At 72.7% G+C, this 21236-nt stretch carries 17 protein-coding genes; 5 read left to right on the top strand and 12 right to left on the bottom strand.

The genetic code is table 11. The annotated features are described in order from the left end of the window. Nucleotides 1-3 precede the first annotated feature (3 nt). From ACFQUV_RS25220 to ACFQUV_RS25185, 8 genes are all read right to left on the bottom strand, one after another. A complete protein-coding gene (locus ACFQUV_RS25220; RefSeq protein ID WP_129609534.1) occupies nucleotides 4-1242 on the bottom strand; it encodes a glycosyltransferase in 1239 nt (412 codons plus the stop codon). Further along, nucleotides 1235-2257 carry a polysaccharide deacetylase family protein gene (locus tag ACFQUV_RS25215; RefSeq protein ID WP_129609535.1) on the bottom strand — a complete coding sequence of 341 codons (1023 nt, stop codon included), beginning with the start codon at nucleotides 2255-2257 and terminating at the stop codon, nucleotides 1235-1237. Before ACFQUV_RS25215 ends, ACFQUV_RS25220 begins: the two co-directional genes overlap by 8 nt. Beyond that, nucleotides 2254-3807 carry a lipid II flippase MurJ gene (locus ACFQUV_RS25210; protein WP_129609536.1) on the bottom strand — a complete coding sequence of 518 codons (1554 nt, stop codon included), beginning with the start codon at nucleotides 3805-3807 and terminating at the stop codon, nucleotides 2254-2256. The genes ACFQUV_RS25215 and ACFQUV_RS25210 overlap by 4 nt, the downstream gene beginning before the upstream one ends. Then, complete coding sequence (locus ACFQUV_RS25205; RefSeq protein WP_244601606.1) at nucleotides 3804-5246, bottom strand: O-antigen ligase domain-containing protein; 1443 nt, start codon at nucleotides 5244-5246, stop codon at nucleotides 3804-3806. Before ACFQUV_RS25205 ends, ACFQUV_RS25210 begins: the two co-directional genes overlap by 4 nt. Beyond that, nucleotides 5243-6397: a glycosyltransferase gene (locus ACFQUV_RS25200; RefSeq protein ID WP_129609537.1), complete on the bottom strand. Its 1155-nt coding sequence runs from the start codon at nucleotides 6395-6397 to the stop codon at nucleotides 5243-5245. Before ACFQUV_RS25200 ends, ACFQUV_RS25205 begins: the two co-directional genes overlap by 4 nt. Beyond that, nucleotides 6397-8577, bottom strand: coding sequence for a polysaccharide biosynthesis tyrosine autokinase (locus tag ACFQUV_RS25195; protein ID WP_129609538.1), 2181 nt, complete (start codon nucleotides 8575-8577; stop codon nucleotides 6397-6399). The genes ACFQUV_RS25200 and ACFQUV_RS25195 overlap by 1 nt, the downstream gene beginning before the upstream one ends. A gap of 11 nt (nucleotides 8578-8588) precedes the next feature. Beyond that, on the bottom strand, nucleotides 8589-9770 hold the full coding sequence (locus ACFQUV_RS25190) for a glycosyltransferase (protein WP_129609539.1): 1182 nt from the start codon (nucleotides 9768-9770) through the stop codon (nucleotides 8589-8591). Between the two features lie 593 nt (nucleotides 9771-10363). Beyond that, a complete protein-coding gene (locus ACFQUV_RS25185; protein WP_129609540.1) occupies nucleotides 10364-11407 on the bottom strand; it encodes a GGDEF domain-containing protein in 1044 nt (347 codons plus the stop codon). Between the two features lie 309 nt (nucleotides 11408-11716). On the opposite strand from ACFQUV_RS25185, the gene ACFQUV_RS25180 reads away from it, so the two are divergent. After that, on the top strand, nucleotides 11717-13036 hold the full coding sequence (locus tag ACFQUV_RS25180; protein WP_111387259.1) for a UDP-glucose/GDP-mannose dehydrogenase family protein: 1320 nt from the start codon (nucleotides 11717-11719) through the stop codon (nucleotides 13034-13036). A gap of 120 nt (nucleotides 13037-13156) precedes the next feature. Continuing rightward, nucleotides 13157-13603, top strand: a complete 447-nt coding sequence (locus tag ACFQUV_RS25175) for a hypothetical protein (protein ID WP_129609541.1) — start codon at nucleotides 13157-13159, stop codon at nucleotides 13601-13603. 127 nt (nucleotides 13604-13730) lie between these two features. On the opposite strand, the gene ACFQUV_RS25170 is transcribed toward ACFQUV_RS25175, so the two are convergent. Together ACFQUV_RS25170 and ACFQUV_RS25165 are read right to left on the bottom strand one after the other, a co-directional pair. Next, nucleotides 13731-14528 (bottom strand): DsbA family protein, encoded by a 798-nt coding sequence (locus tag ACFQUV_RS25170; protein ID WP_129609542.1) that lies wholly within the window; start codon nucleotides 14526-14528, stop codon nucleotides 13731-13733. A 25-nt stretch (nucleotides 14529-14553) separates the two neighbouring features. Further along, entirely contained in the window at nucleotides 14554-15960 is a 1407-nt protein-coding gene (locus tag ACFQUV_RS25165; protein ID WP_129609543.1) for a M48 family metalloprotease, read from the bottom strand. A 233-nt stretch (nucleotides 15961-16193) separates the two neighbouring features. Between ACFQUV_RS25165 and ACFQUV_RS25160 the strand changes: the two genes are divergently transcribed. Both ACFQUV_RS25160 and ACFQUV_RS25155 read left to right on the top strand, forming a co-directional pair. Next, on the top strand, nucleotides 16194-17378 hold the full coding sequence (locus tag ACFQUV_RS25160; RefSeq protein ID WP_165363962.1) for a pyridoxal phosphate-dependent aminotransferase: 1185 nt from the start codon (nucleotides 16194-16196) through the stop codon (nucleotides 17376-17378). A gap of 11 nt (nucleotides 17379-17389) precedes the next feature. Further along, complete coding sequence (locus ACFQUV_RS25155) at nucleotides 17390-18289, top strand: alpha/beta hydrolase (protein WP_244601607.1); 900 nt, start codon at nucleotides 17390-17392, stop codon at nucleotides 18287-18289. On the opposite strand, the gene ACFQUV_RS25150 is transcribed toward ACFQUV_RS25155, so the two are convergent. Further along, nucleotides 18290-18616, bottom strand: coding sequence for a hypothetical protein (locus ACFQUV_RS25150; RefSeq protein ID WP_244601608.1), 327 nt, complete (start codon nucleotides 18614-18616; stop codon nucleotides 18290-18292). 208 nt (nucleotides 18617-18824) lie between these two features. After that, entirely contained in the window at nucleotides 18825-19061 is a 237-nt protein-coding gene (locus ACFQUV_RS25145; protein WP_111388034.1) for a hypothetical protein, read from the bottom strand. A 245-nt stretch (nucleotides 19062-19306) separates the two neighbouring features. On the opposite strand from ACFQUV_RS25145, the gene ACFQUV_RS25140 reads away from it, so the two are divergent. Further along, nucleotides 19307-21235 (top strand): hypothetical protein, encoded by a 1929-nt coding sequence (locus ACFQUV_RS25140; protein WP_129609544.1) that lies wholly within the window; start codon nucleotides 19307-19309, stop codon nucleotides 21233-21235. The last annotated feature ends 1 nt before the right edge of the window (nucleotide 21236 follow it).

The following is a 21236-nucleotide window of genomic DNA, read 5'->3' as shown; positions in this document are numbered from 1 at the left end:
CGATCACCGGGTTGGAGCATGGTTGCCGATGTCCGAACGCGATAGCGGCGAACGACGGTCAGATCCAACAATATCGATTTTCTCACGCGGAATTGTCCGGCCCGCGGCCGACAACCAAGATGTCGCGAGGGCCTCGGCGACCGCTTTGTAGGTAAAGCGGGTTAGGACGTTCCGGCGGGATGCGGGCGCCCGGGTGGCGCGCTCGTCCGGGTCGCCGGCGATCGTGTCGAGAAGTGTGGCGAGCGCGGCGGGATCGTGCTCCGGCACGATCCAGCCGCCGTCGCCGACCACATCGGGGATCGCCCCGCAGGTCGAGCCGATCACCGGCACGCCGCAGCTCTGCGCCTCGACGATGACGCGGCCGAACTGCTCGCGCACGGCGCCCGTCGTGCGGGTCAGCAGGATCAGCGCGTCGAGCCCGTGCATCACGCGCGCCACCTCGGCCGGCGACGCCCAGCCGCGCAGCGTCACCCGGTCGCCGAGGCCGAGCGCCGCGATGCGGGCGCGTAGCGCCGGCTCGTGCGGCCCCTCGCCGACGATGACGAGCGACACCGGCGTGGACGTCCGCGCCATGGCGTCGAGCGCATCGTCGAGCCCCTTCTCCGCGATCAGCCGCCCGACATAGCCGAGCCGAAGACCGGGCGGCCGCGGCGCGTCGCCGGGGTCGGCCGCGACCGCGTCGGCTGGTTGAAACACGTCCTGGTCGACCCCGTAGCCGATCATGGTGACAGGCCCCGCATAGCCGCGCGCCCGGCACACCTGCGTGGCGTCGGGGCTGCGCGACAACAGATGCGCGGTGTGGCGCAGCACGTGGCGGCGGATCGCCTCGAACGGTGGCGGCAGCCGCTTGAGGATGTTCTGGTCGACCTCCAGCACCAGCGCGGCGCGCCGCTTCAGCAGGCTCGCCTGGAGCGCCACCAGGCTCCACGGCTCCTCCCACAGATGGATCACGTCGGGATCGAGCTGCCGCAACAGCCGGCGCAGGCCGGGATAGACGTGCAGGTACCAGCCCATCGGGCCGGCGCGCGGCAGGCGGATCGGCATCACATGCACGGTGACGCCGGGATCGTCGGGCGGATCGGCCGTCAACACGCGACCGAACTCGTGCCAGGTCGCCGGCACCACGAGATGCACGTCGAGCTCCGGCCGATCGGCGAACGGCGCGTAGCGGCGTCGTCCGATGGCGCGGCTCACCGCCGGATGCGCGATCGAGACGACACGCAGCGGGCGTGCCTCAGACACGGCCGAGCACCCGCGCCGCGATGCCGGTCATCCCGGTGAGATGTGCCTCGGCGAGCGCCAGCCGCCGGTGCGAGCCGACCAGCGTGTTGCGCGGCAGGCTGAAGGGGTCCTGGTCGCGCCGCACCAGGCCCTTGCGGGTGGTGGCGGCGCTGTCGTAGCCGGCCTCGCGCACCAGCGCGAAGTCGCGCGGCCCGCAGTCGCCGGCGCGTCCGTACGGAAACGCGAAGTGGCGCACCGGCAGGCCGAGCCGCTCGCGCAGCCGCGCCCGGCTGCCGGCGATCTCGGCGGCGGCGTCGGTCGGCGCCAGGGCCGAGATGCGGGCATGGGTCACCGTGTGGGCGCCGATCTCGACCAGCGGATCGTCGCGCACCGCGTCGAGCATCTCCCACGACATCGCGTGCCGCCGGTGGAGGGCGTCGGCATCGACGCCATTCTCGGCACAAAAGGCGGCGTAGCGCCGCGCCGGATCGGTGCGGTCCCAGTCGGCCGCGATGCGGGCGAAGGCGTCGCGCTTCTCCGCCGCGGTGGGCACGGCATGGATGACGCCATCGACCATCACGCGGTCGCGCTGCATCAGTACATCCTCCAGGCCGGCGCCCCACATCGGCATGGTGCCGTCGGGAATCCCGGTGGTGACGAACAGCGTCACCGGCACGCCGTGGCGGCGAAACAGCGGCACCACCGCCTCGAAGGTGTCGCGATAGCAGTCGTCGACCGAGAAGTTGACGAAGCGGTCGCCGGTCTCGCCGCGGCGGCTGCGGCGCAGCGCCTCGTCGATCGTCACCACCGACCAGCCGGTGCGCGTCAGGTAGCCGAGCAGGCGGTCGAGAAAGCCGAGGTCGAGATAGAAGTCGCGGTTCGGCAGCTCCTCCCACTGCTCGGTCGGTGCCGCCCGATGGAACGTGAACAGGCAGCCGCGCGAGCCGAGCAGCAGGTCGGTGGCGGCGCCGAGCGGCCGCACCAGATGCTCGGCTCCGGCGAGCCAGGTCGAGAGGGCGACGCGGGCAGAGGTCATCGGCGTCTCCAGCGGTTCACGGCGGTGTCGCGGATATGGGCGAGGACGGCCCGGCAGGTCGCCGGCATCAGCACGGCGGCAGCGAGCGCGATGGTGGCGAGGCAGGCGGCGGCGCCGGCGGCGAGGCGTGGCACCAGGCCGGCCATCTCGCCCTGGATCAGCCAGCCGGCGCCGAGCATCACGGCGGCGGGGCCGCAGCCGATCAGCACCAGCACGGCGAGGCGGCCACGGCATTCGAGCGCCAGCACGGCGCCGCCGAGCAGCACCAGGCTGCGCACCGCCTCGCCGAGCCCGAGCAGCAGCGGGCCGGCGTCGGTGGTCTGCTGAAGGCCCGAGGTGGCCAGGTTGACGGCGACGTTGGCGGCGTAGGCGGTCACCAGCACGAAGGCGGCGCGGGCGTTGCGGCCGGTGCTGTTGAGGGTGCGCAGCAGAATCCAGCCGAGCGTCGAGGCCCACAGGCCGACTGCGATGCCGCGCAGCGTCTGGCTGGTCAGCACCACGCCCTGCTCGGTGAAGGCGCCGCGGAAGAACACGAGCCGCACCACGTCGGGCGCGAACACCACCAGGAACGCCGAGGCCGGCAGCGCCAGGGCGAGCACCGGGGCGGCGAGCGCCTCGATGCGGGCGCGCTGGTCGGCCGGCGGCCGGCTGGACAGCACGCCGAGGCCGACCGGCTGGCTGACCAGCAGGAGGGCGCTGTCGGTGAGGGTGCGGGCGTAATCCATCGAGGCGACGGTGCCGGTGCCGATGCGCGACGCCATCAGCCGCTCGACCCAGATGTTGATTTGCTCGGCGAACGGCAAGGCGAGCAGCGGCCGCAGCCGGCCGAGGAAGTCGAGGCCGGCCTCCATCACCAGCGCCGGGCGGGCCCCGGCGAGGCTGAGATGGCCCTCGCGCCACAGCGCCCACACGCCCCAGGCGGCGAGACCGTTGAACGCGATGGTGAAGGCCCAGGCGAGGAGGTCGATCCGCCCGGTCAGCGCCAGCAGCACCAGTCCGATCATGATGCAGACGTTGAGGAGCCCGGCCCGCAGATTGGTCAGCCGGGCGCGGCCGAGCGCGATCTCGCCGGCGGCGAGGCAGTTGAGCGCCACCGAGGCCGGCATGCCGAGCGCCATGATGCGCACGAAGTCGAGCGTCATGGCGCGGCCTTCCGCCACGAAGCCGCCGACGACGGCGTCGACCCACCAGGCGCCGGCGGCCTGCACGGCGAGCATCAGCACCACCGCCAGCAGCGTCAGCGCGACCGTGAGAGCGGCGAGCCGCTCGGGGGCGTCGCCGCGCAGCTGCGCGTCGCGCTGGCCCGGGATCATGATGGCCGGCACGCTCTCGTTCTGAAGGAAGGCGAGCGGCAGCAGGATCGCCGTGAGGGCGCCGCGGAAGCCGTCCGCCACCAGCGAGGCGCCGAGCACCTGGGCCATGGTCAGCTCGCGGGCGAAGCCGAGCAGCTTGCCGACCAGGGCGCCGCCCATCAGCCCCGCCACCATCCGGCGGCGCGATCGCGCGGGGCTTCCGCTCGGCGGATCGTCGTCGACCACGGCGGGGGTCATCGGATGGTCCGGGGCGGCCCGGCGGGACCCGGCGTGCGCGGCCGCACCCTGGCGGCGGCCGAGGCGGCCGCGGCCGGTGCCGCGGCGGCCGCCGCGGGGGCGAGCGCCACGAAGGTCCAGAACAGGAAGCCCAGCTCGCCCGACGCGATGCTGGCGAGCGGCATCTGGAACAGGGCGCCGCAGGCCAGCGCCCCGATCACCACCGCCTCGCGGTCGCCGACCCGGGCGGCCGCCGCGATCGCGGTGCCGGCCGCCCACACGAAGCCGGCGAGGCAGACCAGCCCGACCGCGATGCCCATGGCGACCCAGCACGCGACGATCATGCCGTCGATCGCCATCACGCCGGCCGAGCCGACGTCGCCGACCGTGAAGCCGGAGCCGAACAGGGTGCCGTCGCCCTGGCTCCACAGAGTGACGTACTGCTCCAGGCGCTCCTGGAGGCTGCCGTCCTGGCTGCCGTCCGACAAGGTGGCAAGGCGATCGCCGATCACCTCGCCGAACGGCGTCAGCGTCGCGGCGACGATCGCGGCGGCGGCGAGGCCCGCCAGGGTGACGCCGGCGCGCCGCCGCGTCACTGCGAAGGCGAGGCAGAACAGGAGGCCGACGGCGAGCGACAGCCAGGCGGTGCGGTAGAGCGACAGCAGGAAGGCGAGCGCCGCCGGCGCCACCAGCAGCACCTGCCAGCCGGGGCGTAGGAAGCCGACCAGCAGCAGGCCGACTGCCGTGAAGGTGGCGAAGCTCGCCGGCCCGTTGAGAGTCGAGAAGGTGCGCACCCCGAACGGGATCGGCTGGCCCGCCGACATGATCGGCGCGAAGCTCATCCAGTAGCGATCCCAGTCGGGCGGGGCGACGTACTGCCAGATGCCGTAGAGGCCGATGATCGGCAGGATGACCACGAAGGCGCCGGCGGCGCGGCGCACCAGCTCGTCGGCGCGTGCCGCGTCGATCAGGGCGGCGGCGTAGACGAGCGGCACCGCCCATTTGAGCGCCCCCGAGGCGGCGTTCATCCAATCGCCCTGGATCATCGACAGCGCGGTCGCGTAGGCCACGCAGGCGCCGACCAAGAGCAGCGGGCCGAAGCGGCGGTCGAACGGGCGGTCGCTCTCCAGCCGCCGCCACAGCGCCGGCAGCACGGCGAGCAGCGCCAGCAGCGGGCCGACCAGCATCAGGCCGGCCTGGTCGTAGCCGGCCGAAAGGTCGACCAGGCGGCGCACGAAGGGCGCGAAAGCGAACAGCACGAGGGCGGCTTGCAGATGCTCGCCGGGACCGCGCCGCCAGGCGTACCAGCCGACGGCGCCGCAGCCGAGCACGAACACCGGCCGGGCGAGGCCGCCCAGCATCGGGCCGGCCACCGCGGTGGCGGCGAGGAGGAGCGCGGCCGGCACCCAGCCCGGAACCGGGAGGAGGGCCCGATCGTCGGCCGCGAGCAGCCGGCTCATCGCGACGCTCCGGCGGCGACGCGGGCGATCACGGCGGCGACCGCCTCCTGCATGGCCTCGACGCCGTAGAGGGTGTGGGCGCGGGCGGCGGCGCGCGCGCGCTGCGCCGCGAGCCCGTCGGGAGCCGCGAGGGTGCGGGCGATGGCGGCCGCGAGCGCGGCGTCGTCGGCGGGCGGCACCAGCGTGCCGGCGGCCCCGTGATCGAGGATCTCGGCGGCGGCGCCCGCATCGGTGGCGATCACCGGGGTGCCGGCCAGCATCGCCTCGACCAAGGTGCGGCCGAACGGCTCCGGCGCCACCGAGGGATGGACCATCACGTCGACCGCCTGCATCAGCAGCGGCACGTCGGCGCGGTGGCCGAGGAAGCGGACCCGTTCGGCGAGCCCGAGAGCCGCGGCCTGCGTGTGCAGGGCGGCGGCATAGTCCTGCTCGCCGAACAGCGCGTCACCGACCACGATGGCGCCGACGCCGGGGAGGGCGGCGAGCGCATCGAGCAGCACATGCTGGCCCTTCCACGGGGCGAGGCGGCTGAACACGCCGACCAGCGGCCCGTGGGGCAGGCCGAGGGCGGCGCGGATCGCCGCCGGCGGCCGCGGGTCGCGCGCGACGGCGACGCCGTTCGGCACGATCTCGACCAGATCGGTCCGGCCGCCTGCCGCCGTGAAGGCCGCCGCGGCCGGCGCCGAGGGCACCACCACGCGGGCCGCGAAGCGGTTAGCCAGCGTCACCTGGAGGCGGCGCTGGGCGGAGCCGAAATGGCTGTCGTCGATGATGTCGTGGAGGTGCCAGACCAGCGGCCGGCGGGCGACCGCGCCGGCCAGCGCGGCGAGCACGAACGCCTTCTGCGAGTTGGCGTAGACCACGTCGTGGCGGCGCGCCGTGCGGGCGATCTCGACCGCGACGCCGGCAAGCCGACCGGCCAGCGGCGCGGCACGCCACAGCGAGGCGTCGCGCTTGACCGCCGACAGGCCGCGCCCGAACCGCGACCTCACCACGGCGAGCCCGGTGCGTCGCATCGCCTGATCGAGCGGGCCGTCCTCGAACAGGAACGCGGTGGCGCCCTGCCAGCGCCGCACGACGTCGAGCAGCACTAGCTCGGCCCCCGCGATGGCGCTGGTGTGGTTGACGAACATGACCCGCGGGCTCGCCATCAGGCGGCCCCGAGATAGGCGACGGGTCGCACCGGACGGGAGTCGTAGAGCGGCAGGTCGTCGGACTTCACCATGGTGATGGTGAGGCCGAACACATTGCCGCCGGCGGCGCGCAGGCCCTCGATGGTGACGGCGGCGCCGACCACCGACGAGCGGCCCCAGCGGGCGCAGCACAGCACCCCGTCGACATGCTTGGCGAGGATGTGGGCGTCCATCAGCACGTCGGCGGGCGGGCTGTCGATCAGCACCAGGTCGTAGCTCTCGGCGAAGCGCAGCACGTCCGGCATCGCCTTGCTCATCAGCAGCTCTGTCGAGGCCGCGGTGGCGCGGCCGGCCGGCAGCGCGTCGAGGTTCGGGATGCCGGTGCGCACCACCGCCTCGCGCAGCGGGAACTTGCCGGCCAGCACCGCGGCGAGGCCGGGGCTGCCCGGCAGGTCGAGCGCCGCCGCGACGGCGGGCCGCCGCATGTCGGCCTCGATCACCAGCACGCGGCGGCCGGTGGCGGCGACCAGCTGGGCGAGGGCCAGGGTGGTGAAGGTCTTGCCCTCGCCCGGCCCGGGCGAGGTGACGAGGACGGAGCGATAGCGCGCGTTCGAGCCGGCCAGCACGATGCCGGCATAGAGCTTGCGCAGCGCATCCTGGAGGCCGGGATCGCGCCGCGCCTGCTGGAGCGCCGCGGGTAGGGGCAGCTCGCTCTGCCGGCTCCACAGGAGGCCGAGCACCGGGGTGGCCGGCGCATCGGCGACGCGCGGCAGCTCGGCGAAGATCGGCGCTCCGGTGACCACCGCGAGATCTCCGGAGGCCCGCACGCTGCCGTCGGCACGGTCGCGCAGCAGCGCCGCCGCGGCGGCCAAGAGCGTCGCGATGGTGAGCCCGGCGGCCAGGAAGGGCAGCTTCTTGGGGAAGAACGGCTGGGTCGGATACTCGGCCAGGCTGACCAGCCGGGTGCTGCCGAGCATCACGCGGCGCTCGGTCTCCAGCTCGCTCGCCCGCTTGTACAGCTCCGAGTACTTCTGCCGCTTGATATCGGCCGAGCGCACCATGCTCTCGATGGAGGCTTCGTCGGCGGTGGCGTCGGCGACCTCGGCCTTCACGGCCTCGACCTGCTTGCGCAGCGTCGCCACCAGGGTGTCGGCGGCGTCGAAGGTCTTGCGGGCGCTCGTCGTGATGGTGGCGACCTCCTGGGCGAGACGCTCGACCAGGATGTCGCGCTCGCGCTGGAGGGCGCGCAGCGACGGGTGGCGATCGCCGAGCGTGAACGAGGTGTTGGCGAGCTGCGCCGACACGGTGGCGATCTGCTGCTTGAGATCCGCGACGGTGCGGCTGGCCAGCACGGCGGGCGCATCGGCGAGGCCACGGGCCTGGCTGGTCTCGATCTCGCGCAGGCGGGCGGCGGCCTCGGCGCGCGCCGCCTCGGCGGCGGCGAGCTGCTGGCTGATGCTGCTCAGCCGCTCCGAGCCGATCGGCGCGGTGGCGCCCCGCATCAGCCCCTTGGCGCGGCGGAACTCCTGGATGGTGGCGTCCTTCTCGCGCACCTCGGCGTCGAGCTGGCCCAGCTCCTTCCACAGCCAGGCGGCGGCGGCCTCGCGGCTCGCCGAGAGGCTCGCCTTCTGATCGTCCAGGAAGGCGGTGACGAGGGCGTTGGCGAGCGTCTGGGCGACGTCGGCGAGCGGCGACGCATAGGAGATGTTGATGACCCGCGAGCGGCCGACGGTGCCGACCCGGTAGCGCGCCATCACGTACTCGATCAACGCCTCGCTGTCGGGGGCGAGCTTGTCGCAGCTCTCCTGCCGGGACGGCAGCAGCAGGCCGACGAGGCCGCGGCCCTTCTCGTGGCGGCACTCGCGCATCACCGCGTCGTGGGCACCCGGCATCGCCATGGCGAGCCGCATCACCCGCGGCGAGCGCACCAGCAGAAGCTGGCTCTCGAGGTCGGCGGGATCGCCGATCTTCTGGGCCCACGCGGCCGAGGCGTTGGCGACGCCCGGCTCCGGCTCGGCGACGATCACCGAGCCGGTGGCGAGATAGCTGGTCGGCAGCACCAGGAGGGCCGCGACGGCGAGCGCCGTGACGGCGCCGAACACCGCGGCGGCGAGGCCACGGCGGCGCCACAGCCGGACCAGCAGGCCGGTGCGGCGCGGAACGCCGGCGAGATCGGCGACGGGGGCGAGGGTGACCATCGGGCGTCCCTCTAGGCGAAGCTGCGGCCGGCGAGCACGGCCGCCGGGTTGCCGCCGGTGCCGGCCTCGCGGTCGCGCCGGCCGGCTTCGACCTGACGGTCGACGAAAGCGGAGAACTCGGCCCGGAACCGCTCGGCCGAGAAGCGCGCCGCGTGGGTGCGGCAGACGGTGCGCGAGAACATGTGCTCCTGCGCCACGAAGCTGCGCACGCAGGCCGCGATGTCGGCCGGATCGGGGGTCGGGAAGAACAGGCCGGAGCGCTGCGGCAGCGCCGACGAGACGATCTCGCGGGCGCCGCCGCGGCCGAGCGCGAGCACCGGCGTGCCCTCCGACATCGCCTCCACCATGATGATGCCGAAGTCCTCCTCGGCCGCGAACACGAAGGCGCGGGCGGTCGCCATCAGGTTGCGCAGATGATCGTCGCTGACGAAGCCGGCGAACGACACGTTGGGGGTGGCGATGCTGCGCAGGCGCGGCGCCTCGGGGCCGTCGCCGGCGACGATCAGCGTGAGATCGGGCAGCGCCGCGAAGGCGCGCACCACGGCCTCGATGTTCTTGTAGGGGACGAGGCGGCTGGCGGCGAGGAAGTGCGGGCCGCGGATCACGTCCGGGCGCGGCTTCGCCAGGGTGACGGGCGGATAGATGACCTGGGCGGTGCGGCCGTAGACCCGGCGGATGCGCCGCGCCACGAAGGCCGAGTTGGCGATCATCGCATCGGGGCCGTGCGCGGTGCGGCTGTCCCACAGCCGCATCCGGTGCAGGATGGCCCGCGCGATGGCGCTCTTCAGGCCGGTGGCGTAGCCGCTCTCGCGCAGATAGCTGTGCTGGAGGTCCCAGGCGTAGCGCATCGGCGAGTGGACATAGGAGACGTGGATCTGGTCCGGCCCGACCAGGACGCCCTTGGCGACCGCGTAGCTGGACGACAGGACGAGGTCGTAGCCCGACAGATCGAATTGCTCGATCGCGATCGGCATCAGCGGCAGGTAGGAGCGGTGGCGCGAGCGGATCGCCGGCAGCCGCTGGAGAAAGCTGGTGGTGGCCTGGCCATAGCCGATGCGCGCCCGGTCGGCGTCGGAGAGCACGTCGAACAGGGTGAAGACGTCGGCGTCGGGGTAGCACTGGAGGATCTCGCGGAGCACCCGCTCGGCCCCGCCGACCGTGTAGAGCCAATCGTGGACGACAGCGACGCGCACGGGGAGCCTCCTGTGGCCGGAGGACCGGCTCCGGCGTGTCCTCCTCATAGGGGCTCGCCGGGCGCGTGCTCAATCACATCCTTAAGAGTTCGTTAATTTGATCGGCTGTGGAGGCGGTGCGGCTCAACCCGTGGTCGACGTGCCGACCGGAGCGAGATTCCGGTCGAATCCGGTCAAAAAGTCAGGGAAAGGGGCTGGGCGGTGTCGTGCAATGCACCTAAAAATTGCATAAATTTAGATATTGCGCTCTTTTGGATATTATTGGCCGGGTGATGACCCACCCCGCGGATGACCCGGACGGCCGCCCGTTGACGCAATCGTGATGCAAGACTGTCGCGATCCGCCAGAAGCGCCTGGCCGGTGGCGGCCGGTTCCGCTCCACGCCCGGAGCCTCTCAGCGCGATCCGGCTGACCATTGAGTGGTCATTCCGGAAGCCGCGAAGCGGCTGTCCGGAATCCAGCCGAGAGTCCAGAGTTTGCTGTGGGATGACGTGTGTCGCTGGGTTCCGGGTTCGCGGCGCCGGGACGGCGCAAAGCGCCGATCCGGGTGCCGCGCCCCGGAACGACGGCGAACTGGTCACCCGGAGACAGTCTCAGGCGCCCTCGACCGGCTGCCCGACCAGGCAGTTCCGACCGTTGGCCTTGGCCTCGTAGAGGTGGCGGTCGGCGCGCTCCACCAGCAGCTCGGCGGATTCGCCGGGGGCTCGCATCGCCACCCCGATCGACAGGGTGACGTGGCCGAGCGACTCTTTGGTGGTGCGGCGGAGCAGCGGCCGCTCGGCGATGGCCCGCCGGATCTGGTCGCCGATCGCCATGGCGTCCTCCAGGCGGGCGCTGGGCAGCAGGACCGCGAACTCGTCGCCGCCATAGCGGGCGACGAGATCGGAGGTGCGCACGTTGTTCTTGAGGGTCACGGCGACGAGCCGCAGCACGTCGTCTCCCGTGGTATGGCCATAGAGATCGTTGAAGCGCTTGAAGTGGTCGATATCCACCATGGCCAGCGACAGCGGCGCGGCACTGTCGTGGTCGTCGGCCTTGGCGACCGACTGCATCAGCGAAAAGTCGAAATACTTGCGGTTGGCGAGACGGGTGAGCGGGTCCGTCATGCTCTCGATCCGCAGCGTCTCCATGTTCTCCTGGAGAAGACGGAACTGCTCTTCCGACTGCTTGAGCTGAACCTGGAGCAGGGCATTGGTCTGCTGCACCGCCGAGGTCGACCGCACCAGCGAGCCGACCAGCTCCGAGAACGACATGGCCGGGATCGAGTCGCCCAGCATCTGGGCGGCGCTCTGGAGGCTGATGCCGTAGTCGGCGGCGGAGCCGCTCGCCACCTCGATGACGGTCTTGACCTTGCGGGTCTCGCTGCCGAGCGCCTGGCCGACCGTCAGGAACTGCTCCAGATGGCGGCTGGTGGCGAAATGGCGGTGGTGGATGGCTTGCACCCGCGCCGGCGACAGGCTGTCGGGCGCGATGGCGTCGAGCTCGCGGTTGAGGTCGCGATTGTGGCCCTTGAAGTAGGTGAACCAGACCTCGAAGGTCGGCGGGTCCGGGACGGCGCCGAGCCCGCGGATGCGCTCCAGGGCCTTCAGCGCGATGGTGAAGCCCTCGGAGGCGATGTCGGCGGACGCTTGGGTCATGGCGCAGGTGAGTCTGTCGTGGTCACGGCGTCGGTCGATCGGCCCGGCCGGGCGGCCGTTCACCGGCGATCGCGGCCAGGATGCCGCCTCATGGTTTACGTCCGATTAATCCCGTTCTCCGATACCGCTCGGGTGCGGTGGCGGCTCGGTCCCGGCGCCGGCCGTGCGGGCTCGCTTGTTCGGCTCGCCCTGCTTTGTTAAGAGCCGCGGCGCCCTAGAGCGGGGTCCTTATGATCGCAGTTTCGATGGCGAACCGGCGTCCACTTCGCCGGAAAATGCTCTAACGGGCGCCACAGAAAGGCTGATTCCATGCGCGTGGCGATGATCGGCACCGGCTATGTCGGGCTCGTGTCGGGGGCGTGCTTCGCCGACTTCGGTCACACCGTGACCTGCGTCGACCGCGACGCCCGCAAGATCGAGGCGCTCCAGCGCGGCGAGATCCCGATCTACGAGCCGGGCCTCGACCGGCTGGTCGAGACCAATGTCCGCGAGGGGCGGCTCGACTTCACCACCGAGCTGCCAGGGCCGGTCGCCGCGGCGGACGCGGTGTTCATCGCGGTCGGCACCCCGTCGCGGCGCGGCGACGGCCATGCCGACCTGTCCTATGTCCATGCCTGCGCCCGCGAGATCGCCGCGGCGCTCGCCGGCTTCACCGTGGTGGTGACCAAGTCGACCGTGCCGGTCGGCACCGGCGACGAGGTCGAGCGCATCATCCGCGAGACGCGGCCCGACGCCGATGTCGCGGTGGTGTCGAACCCCGAGTTCCTGCGCGAAGGCGCGGCGATCCGCGACTTCAAGCATCCCGACCGCATCGTCATCGGCACCACCGACGAGCGCGCCCGCGCCGTGATGACCGAGCTGTACCGGCCGCTCTATCTCAACCAGGCGCCGCTCTTGTTCACGGCGCGCGGCACCGCCGAGCTGATCAAGTACGCGGCCAATGCGTTCCTGGCCACCAAGATCACCTTCATCAACGAGCTGGCGGATCTGTGCGAGAAGGTCGGCGGCGACGTCCAGGAGGTGGCGCGCGGCATCGGCCTCGACAACCGCATCGGGTCGAAGTTCCTGCACGCCGGGCCGGGCTATGGCGGCTCGTGCTTTCCCAAGGACACGCTGGCGCTGATCAAGACCGCGCAGGACCACGAGGCGCCGCTGCGCATCGTCGAGACCGTGGTGGCGGTGAACGACCAGAGGAAGCGCGCCATGGCCCGCAAGGTGGCGGCGGCGCTCGGCGGCAGCGTTCGTGACAAGACCATCGCGGTGCTCGGCCTCACCTTCAAGCCCAACACCGACGACATGCGGGACGCGCCGTCGATCCCGCTGATCACCGCCTTCGGCGACATGGGGGCGCGGGTGCGGGCCTACGATCCGGCCGGCATGGAGCAGGCGAAGCGCGATCTCGACGGCCTCGTCACCTTCTGCGGCAATGCCTACGAGTGCGCCGAGGGAGCCGATGCCCTCGTCATCGTCACCGAGTGGGAGCAGTTCCGCGCCCTCGACCTCGACCGGCTCAAGCAGGCGATGCGGCAGCCCGTGGTGGTCGACCTGCGCAACGTCTACCGGCCCGACGAGATGGCGCGCGCCGGCTTCACCTATGCGAGCATCGGGCGGCCGGCCTTCGCCCCGTGAGGCGGCCACGTCGACCGCGGTGCCCGCAGGCGCGATACCGCGCTGGGGCGGAACCGCGCAGGCGCGATACCGCGCCGGGCGACCGACGTCGTCCCGGGTAACGCGGGTGCGGAGACCGGCATGGTGCCTTGTCTCGGAGCGGACGCGACGATCCGGGGCGCCTCGCGCGGCGCGGCGCTCGCGGCTGCGCTCCTGCTGTCGGCGGCGGTCGCGTCGGCCCAGGGATTTCCCGGCGTGATGCCGCCCACGCCGTCGCCCGGCGGCCCGTCCCTCGGCGGTCCGTTCCCCGGGAGCAGCTCACCCCTCGGCGGCCCACCGCCACCCGCCATCGCGCCCGGCCCGGCCGCTCCGGGGGGCGGTATCGGGGCCGATCGCCGGGCGGTCTCGCCGGCGCCGCACGGGGGTCGCGTGGTGGTCGTGCCGGGCCTGCCGCCGGTGGTGGTGCCGCCGGGGCGGCGCGGCCGCGACAGCTACGCCGACCGCGTCGAGCGCTGCGTCCACTACGGCTCCGCGGCCGGTGTGCCGCCGAGCGAGATCGGCCGCTTCACCGCGATGTGCGCCCACTGAACGACGTGGGGCGGTGCGTCGCGCCGGCGAACAGCCCAAAGCAAAACGGCGGCACCCCCGGGGGCGCCGCCGTTTGTTTCTTCGGCTCGGCTCGGCTCGGTCGGCCTGGCCGGCCGAGCCGCCTGGCTCAGCAGCTCGTCTGGCCGCAGCGGGCGGTGTTGATCTTCTGCCGCAGGGCGTCGCGGCCGACCGCGCCGATCACCACGTCGGAGCCCACCACGTAGCTCGGCGTGCCGTTGAGCCCGAGCGCCTCGGCGAGCCGCAGGCTCTCCTCCAGGCTCGCCCGCACCTCGTCGCTGTTCATGTCGCGCTCGGCGCGCGCCGCGTCGAAGCCGGCCTCCTTGGCGGCGGCGAGCGCCTTGGCCTTGTCGGCTTGGCCGCGGCCCATCAGCAGGCGCTGGTGGAAGTCGAAATACTTCTTGCCGGTCTTGTCCTGGAGCTTGACCGCGGCGGCGACCTTGGCGGCCTCGATCGAGCCCTCGCCGAGCACCGGGAACTCCTTCAGCACGACCCGCAGCTTGGGATCGGCCTGCATCAGCTCCTGGAGGTCGCCGAGGGCACGCTTGCAGTAGCCACAGTTGTAGTCGAAGAACTCGACCAGGGTGACGTCGCCGTCCGGGTTGCCGACGACGACATGGCGGGCCGACTTGAACAGCGCGTTGGCGTGGGTCTGCACCGCCGCCTTGGCCTTCTCGGCCTCGACCACCGCCTGCTTCTTCTCCAGCTCGGCCAGCACCTCCTGGAGCAGCTCCGGCCGCTTCAGCAGGTACTCGCGGATGATCTGCTCGACCTCGCCGCGTTGCGCGTCCGTGAAGGTCTGGGCGGCCGCCGGGGGGGTGGCGAGCCCGGTGAGGCCGAGCGCCGAGGCGACCAGCCCCGAACAGAGAAGGGCGGTCGCGGCAAAGCGCGGCAGGCGGAGCGGCATCGGTCGGTGTCCTTTTTCGATGGTGTTAGCGCGGGCGTGGGCCGGTCGGCTGGACGCTCGCAATGTCGTCGGCCTTGACCCAGCCAGGCGAGCCCACCGGGAAGCGCGTCTTGGCGCGCGCGGCGAGCTGGCGGGCGGTGCGCAGGTCGCCGCGGGCGGCGGCTGCCTGGGCGGCGGCGAGATCGGCTTGTGCGAGATCACCCTTGCGGCCGTAAGCCTTGGCGAGCTGGGCGTAGCCTTCCGGAATGTCGGGGTCGACCAGCATGGCCTGGCGCAGATACCCGATGGCGTCGTCGGCGCTCTTGGGGTCGTTGGTCTCGATCAGCGCCTGCGCCAACATCACCTGGATCAGCAGCGGGCTCGGCGCCGAGGCCACCGCCCGGCGCAGCGGTGCCACCGCCTCGGCGGCGCGGCCGCCTTCGAGCAGCACCTGGCCTTTCAGCTCGTGGAAATAGGGATTGTTCGGCTGCACCTGGATCAGCGCGTCGATCTGGGCGAGCGCCTGGCGGATGTCGCCGTGCCGGTAGGTCGAGATGGCGCGGGCGTAGCGGGCCGGCAGGCTCGCATCGGCGGGCGGATAGCGGCGTGCCACCACGCCCGGCTGGTCCATGTAGCCGAACAGCTTGGCCCGCACCATGTCGTGGCGAAGCTGAAGCTCCGCCGGGTCCTTGCGGTCCCAGAACTGGGTGCGGGCGATCTCGGCCAGGTTGGCGATGCGCTCGGACGGCAGCGGGTGCGACTGGAGATAGGGGTCGGCGCCCTGCGCCGCGAACAGCACTTGGTCGGCGAAGCGCTTGAACGTCTCGTACATGCCGCGCGCCGACTGGCCGGTCTCGGTCAGGAACTTGACGCCGGCGCGGTCGGCCTGCTCCTCGTGCTGGCGCTGGTAGGCGAGCAGCGAGCGCTGGATCATGCTGGTCGGCGCCGCCATGGCGACGGCCGCCGGGTTGCCGCCCACCTGGCCCGAGCGGGCGCCCGCCGCCACGGCGCCGAGGCCGAGCAGCACCGCGATGATCGCCATGGTGCTGGCGTTGGCGAGCTCGGTGCGCAGCTTGGCGAGATGGCCGCCCGAGATGTGGCCGGTCTCGTGCGCCAAGACCCCGATGATCTGGTTCGGCGTCTGCGAGTCCATCAGGGCGCCGGCGTTCACGAAGATGCGGCGACCATCCATCACGAACGCATTGAACGAGCGGTCGTTGATGATGATGACCTTGACGTTCTGCTGGGCGAGGCCGGCGACCTTGAGGATCGGCCGGGTGTAGTCGCGCAGCAGCTGCTCGATCTCGGCGTCGCGGATCAGCGGCAGCCGCGCCTGGGCGGCGGCCGGCACCGGCAGGCTCGCCATCGTGACCGCAAAGGCCACCGCGGCCGCGATGGCGCGCGGCGCCCGCAGGGTGAGCCGGCGCTTGACAGGGTCGCTCGCTGCGCTCATTCGAACCGGGTGCTTGGTCGCCCGTCACGACGATACGCAGGAGACCGGGCGTTCGACAACGGGCCGCCGCGCGACCCTTCCATGACTCAACAACCCGCAGAATGCGGCAACAGCACGGCGCCGGCCTCGCCCGGGACTCGCTGCTCCGGGACCATCGGTCCGGACGCGCGGCTCCGAGACCCCCGTCCGCGTCGCGACCGCAGCCGAAACGCCGCATCGCTTCCGAGGCTTCCATGACATCCGACCACCCCCTGTGCCAGCCCTCGGCCCGCAGCGACGTCCCTCCCTTCATGGTCATGGACGTGATGACGGCCGCCGCCCGCCTGGAGCAGGCCGGCCGTCACGTCATCCACATGGAGGTGGGGCAGCCGGAGGCGCCGGCCCCCGCCACCGCGCTCGCCGCCGCGCGCGCGGCGCTCGGCGGCAGCGGTGCCGCGCTGGGCTACACCGAGAGCCTCGGCATCCCGAGCCTGCGCCGCCGCATCGCCCGCCACTACGAGGAGACCTACGGGCTTGCGGTCGATCCCGCCACCGTGCTGGTGACCACCGGCTCGTCGGGCGCCTTCGTGCTCGCCTTCCTGGCGCTGCTCGAGCCCGGCGACCGAGTGGCGCTGACGGCGCCGGCCTATCCGCCCTATCGCCACATCCTCACGGCGCTCGGCTGCGAGCCGGTGCTGATCCGCACCGGCCCCGAGACGCGCTGGGCGCTCACCCCGGAGGCGCTGCTGGCGGCCCATCGCGAAACGCCGCTGAAGGCGGTGCTGATCGCCAGCCCCGCCAACCCGACCGGCACCATGATGACCGAGGAGGCGCTGACGCGCCTCGTCCGCACCGCCGAGGACGCCGGCATCGCGGTGATCTCCGACGAGATCTATCACGGCCTCGACTACGCCTTCCCGGCCACCACGGCGCGCGCCGTCTCGGGCGACACCGTGGTGATCAACTCGTTCTCCAAGTATTTCTGCATGACCGGCTGGCGGGTCGGCTGGATCGTCGCGCCGGAGCGCCTGGTGCGGCCGATGGAGCGGCTGCATCAGAACCTCGCCATCTCGGTGCCGACGCTGTCGCAGATCGCCGCCGAGGCGGCCTTCGAGGGGCGCGCCGAGCTGGAGGCCGTCAAGGCCGGCTATGCCCGCAACCGCGACATCCTGATGAAAGGGCTGCCGGCCTGCGGGCTCGACCGCTTCCTGCCGGTCGACGGCGCCTTCTACCTGTACGCCGACGTCTCGGGCTTCACGCCCGACAGCCACGCCTTCGCCCGCGCGCTGCTGGAGGAGGCCGGTGTCGCGGTGACGCCGGGGCTCGACTTCGATCCGGTCGCCGGCCATCGCTTCGTCCGCTTCTCCTATGCGCGGGCCGAGGCCGACATGGTGATGGCGGTCGACCGCATCGGCCGCTGGCTGAAGGGCATGGGGTAGGGCGGCTGCCGTTGGCGATCGAGACGTTGGCGTTCGGTGCCGCCGGCACGGCGGCCGGGCTGTGGGGCCTGCGCTGGCTCGCCCACCGGGCGCTGCTGCGCGGCCTGCGGGCGCCGCGGCTGCCGCACGCCCAGGGGCCGCTCGACCTCGGTCTGCCGGCCGATCGCGTCGACGAGGCGACCATCGACGGCCCCCGCGGCAAGCGCCTGTTCGCTTGGCTGGTGCGGCCCGACGGCGATCCGGCCGTGCCGTGTCCAGCCGTGCTGGTGATGCACGGCTGGGGCTCCAACGCCGCCATGATGCTGCCCGTGGTGGCGCCGCTGCGCGCCGCCGGCTTCGCGGTGCTGCTGCTCGACGCCCGGTGCCACGGCCGCAGCGACGACGAGGACTTCGCCTCGATGCCGCGCTTCGCCGAGGACATCGCGGCGGGCCTCGCCTGGCTGCGCCGCCGCCCCGGCATCGACGCCGCCCGCATCGCGCTGATCGGTCACTCGGTGGGGGCGGGCGCCGCGCTGCTGCATGCGGCGCGTCACGCCGACGTCGTCGCCGTGGTCAGCCTGTCGGCCTTCGCGCATCCGCGCGAGGTGATGAAGCGGTGGATCGCCGCGGTGCGGCTGCCTTACCCGGTGCTCGGCTGGTCCGTGCTGCGCCATGTCGAGCAGGTGATCGGCGTCTCGTTCGACACCATCGCGCCGGTGGCGACCGCCGCCCGGGTGACGTGCCCGCTGCTGGTGGTGCATGGGCGCCGCGACGACACGGTGCCGTTCTCGGACGCCGAGCGCATCGCCGGGGCGGCCCCGCACGCCACGCTGGTCGCGGTCGATGCCGATCACGATCTGCGCGGCGCGCTGGCGCCCCATGCCGGGGTGCTGGTGGACTTCCTCGTCGCGGCGGCCGGCACCGGCTCGTGATCAGTTGTGCTTCTTCACCCAGATGTTGAGCGACTGCCAGTTCTGTGCGGCGTTGATCTGGGCGCGTTCCCACGGATCGACGAAGCCGTCACTGCGCGCCTTCAGCTTCATCGCCTGGATCTGCTGCTGTCCCTTCATGAGCTGGGCGGTCTCCCCATAGGTGAGCTGGCCGCTCTGAACACCCTGGAAGATGCGCTGGCCCTGGAAGACCTGGCGGTCGTCGATGGGGCCGGCGGCGGCCGCGCCGGCGGTGGCGAGCAGGGCGCCGGTGATCAGGATGATCTTGGACAGGGAAGTGCGGGACAGGAAAGTGCGGGACAGGGTCATGGCACGCTCCTCGGATCGGCCCGGTCGGCGGTGCCGGATGGCAGACCGCGTGGGCTCGATCATGAGGTGCGGAACGGTCCCGAGAGGTTCAGTTAACATGCTGACATAATTGATGAATAATCGTTCAACATGAACCGTTTGTCAGTCCCGTCCGGAACGCCTCGGACGGGCCGGCGCCGGCCGTCCGTCGTGCCGGCTTCCGGCCCGATCAGCACGCCGTGCCGGCGTCGATGGCGGCCTGGGCGAGCCGCACCGCGTCGGCGGCGGTCTCGGCATCGGCCGAGGTGGTGAAGCCGCCGAGATCGGCCGAGGCGGGTGACGTGGCGGCGGCGTCGCCGCGATGAACCACGGCGCGCCAGCGGCCGGGCTCGCGCTCGAAGGGTGCGATCGTCCAGCCCGCATGGGTGAGGGGGGCGGCAGGTGGTGTCTCGGCCTCGCGGGTCATCGGCGGCTCCGGTCTCGTGCGCGTCGCGAGCACATCTCGTCTCGCGGATCGCGAGTCTCGTCGGCGCGAGTCTGATGGAGAAGCGGGCCGGCGCCGCCCGGTTCCGTCCGGCGCGCCACGATGCGGCGCCCGCGGCGCGGCGTCGCCCTGTGGCGATCGGACGCCATTGTGACAGCTCTATGAACTGGCGGGCCGGCGAGGGCGCCGCTTAAATCCTCGCGCGATGAACGATCGCGAGGAGCGTCGTGAAGACACGGATCATCGAGCATCTCGGCCAGTCCGACATCCTGCTGCCGGTCCTGGTGGCGTCGGCGCTGGCCGCCAATGATCGCGCCAAGCTGCGCATGAGCGTGCTGCAAGCCGCCGCCCAGCACGCCAGGCGGCCGGGCGGGCCGGTGCCCGACTGGGCCGCCGAGGCGCGCGCCGCCGGCCTCGACGCGGCGGCCTTGCGGGCCCTGGTGGTCGGCGCCCGGACCGCCGCCGGCGACGTGCTGGTGGCGCCCGGTCTCGACGATCTCAAGCGGGCGCTGGTCGCCGACGGCGAGGCGATGATCGCCCCGGTGGCGGCCGCCGATGCCGGCGCCGGCACCGCGGCGACCGCCCGCTTGCGCCACGCCGCCGCCGACCTCGACTCCCCCGGCCCCGACCAGATCGGCCTCGCGGCGCTGGCGCATCTCACCGCCGCCCCGCACGACGGCGGCGACGACACCCTGCACCGGCTGGTGATGGACCTGCACCGCGACATCAACCGGCTGGCGGCGGCCTGCGCCGAGGAGACGGTGGCGGGCGCCCGCGCGCATGGCCTGCGCGACGCCGACCGGCCGCTCGTCGAAGCCTTCATGCGCGGCGTCGCGGCGACCCGCGGGCTCAAGTTCGACCATCCCGGGCTCGACACCCTGGCGACCCGCGTCGGCGAGCGGTTGGTGCTGCAAAACGACATCGGCACCACCGACGCCCATGTGCTGGTGGTGGCGATCGAGGACGGCGTCGTCACCGTCACCTACTCGGACGTGCATCGGCCGCGGGCGCAGTTCTTCACCCGCCTGCTCGACGCCCACCCGGTCGCCTGGAGCGGCCTCTCGGAGGCGCGTGCCGCCGGGCTCGGCGAGGGCGGGGCGTTCTATCTCGTCACCGGGCGGCTCGCCGGCGACGGCGCCGCGCTGGCCGCCTTCCTGGAGACGCTCGGCGCCTCGCTGGTGTTCCTGATCGACTGGAACCGGGCCCGCAAGGTGCTGCGCACGCTGGTCGGCAAGGGCGATGCCGTGCGGGTGCTGGAGCGGGCCGCGCGGGCGCGCGTCGGCCATCGCGCCTTCCTGGAGCTGGGCGGCGGCGAGCTGATCGCTGCGGCGGTGCGCCACGCGGCGCCGACCCGCATCGGCTTCGGCGAGCGCCTGGACGCGGTGCTCGGCCGCGACGCCGCCTTCGAGTTCGTGGAGAGCGTGCTGCGGATCGCCGCCGAGACGCTGCGGGCCGGCCGCTCGGTGCGGCTCGCCAACGACGCCGTCGAGGCGGAGCTGGTCCGCCATCTGGACCGCGGCGACAGCCGGCTGCTCGCCGTGGCGGTGCGGCAGGCGGGGCTCGCCCGCGAGATCGCGGTGCGCATCGCCGCCGACATCGGCGAGCGGGCGGCCGGCCGGCCCGGTTCCGGTGCCGCCCTCGCGGCCTTCGCCAAGCGCACCGAGGAGAAGGCCGACCGCATCGCGCTCGACACCCGGATGGCGGCGCGCCGGCTCAATGCCGGGGCCACCATCACGGCGATCGTCGACGTCATCGAGGACGCCATCGACGAGCTGGAGCAGGCCGCCTTCCTGGCCTCGCTGATCGACGGCGAGACCGCTCCCGAGATGCTGCGGGCGCTCGGCGAGCTGTGCGTGGCCGTGGTGGACGCCACCGAGGCCGCGGTGTCGGGCCTCGACGCCGCTGCCGACGTGCCCGAGGGGCGCCGCGCCGATTCCGACGACGCGCTGGCGGCGGCCGGTCGGCTGGCCGAGATCGAGCGCGCCTGCGACGCCGTCGAGCGGACGCTGACGGCGCTCGTGCTGCGCGGCGACGGGGCCGCCCGCATGCTGATCGGGCCGCTGGAGCTGGCGCGTGCGCTGGAGCGCGCCAGCGACCGCTTCGCCCGCGCGGGACATCTGCTCCGCACCCATGTTCTCGATCATCTGTCGGCATGAG

Source organism: Rhodoplanes sp. P11 (genome assembly GCF_964266735.1).
Lineage (GTDB): Bacteria > Pseudomonadota > Alphaproteobacteria > Rhizobiales > Xanthobacteraceae > Rhodoplanes > Rhodoplanes serenus.
This window is presented reverse-complemented; position numbering and strand designations above follow the sequence as displayed.

Excerpts from the sequence above, each read along its gene's own strand:
- ACFQUV_RS25210 (WP_129609536.1), bottom strand. The coding sequence starts at position 3,807 with ATGACCCCCGCCGTGGTCGACGACGATCCGCCGAGCGGAAGCCCCGCG.
- ACFQUV_RS25215 (WP_129609535.1), bottom strand. The coding sequence starts at position 2,257 with ATGACCTCTGCCCGCGTCGCCCTCTCGACCTGGCTCGCCGGAGCCGAG.
- ACFQUV_RS25145 (WP_111388034.1), bottom strand. The coding sequence starts at position 19,061 with ATGACCCGCGAGGCCGAGACACCACCTGCCGCCCCCCTCACCCATGCG.
- ACFQUV_RS25205 (WP_244601606.1), bottom strand. The coding sequence starts at position 5,246 with ATGAGCCGGCTGCTCGCGGCCGACGATCGGGCCCTCCTCCCGGTTCCG.
- ACFQUV_RS25165 (WP_129609543.1), bottom strand. The coding sequence starts at position 15,960 with ATGAGCGCAGCGAGCGACCCTGTCAAGCGCCGGCTCACCCTGCGGGCG.
- ACFQUV_RS25200 (WP_129609537.1), bottom strand. The coding sequence starts at position 6,397 with ATGGCGAGCCCGCGGGTCATGTTCGTCAACCACACCAGCGCCATCGCG.
- ACFQUV_RS25175 (WP_129609541.1), top strand. The coding sequence starts at position 13,157 with ATGGTGCCTTGTCTCGGAGCGGACGCGACGATCCGGGGCGCCTCGCGC.
- ACFQUV_RS25160 (WP_165363962.1), top strand. The coding sequence starts at position 16,194 with ATGACATCCGACCACCCCCTGTGCCAGCCCTCGGCCCGCAGCGACGTC.
- ACFQUV_RS25150 (WP_244601608.1), bottom strand. The coding sequence starts at position 18,616 with ATGACCCTGTCCCGCACTTTCCTGTCCCGCACTTCCCTGTCCAAGATC.
- ACFQUV_RS25180 (WP_111387259.1), top strand. The coding sequence starts at position 11,717 with ATGCGCGTGGCGATGATCGGCACCGGCTATGTCGGGCTCGTGTCGGGG.
- ACFQUV_RS25195 (WP_129609538.1), bottom strand. The coding sequence starts at position 8,577 with ATGGTCACCCTCGCCCCCGTCGCCGATCTCGCCGGCGTTCCGCGCCGC.
- ACFQUV_RS25170 (WP_129609542.1), bottom strand. The coding sequence starts at position 14,528 with ATGCCGCTCCGCCTGCCGCGCTTTGCCGCGACCGCCCTTCTCTGTTCG.
- ACFQUV_RS25185 (WP_129609540.1), bottom strand. The coding sequence starts at position 11,407 with ATGACCCAAGCGTCCGCCGACATCGCCTCCGAGGGCTTCACCATCGCG.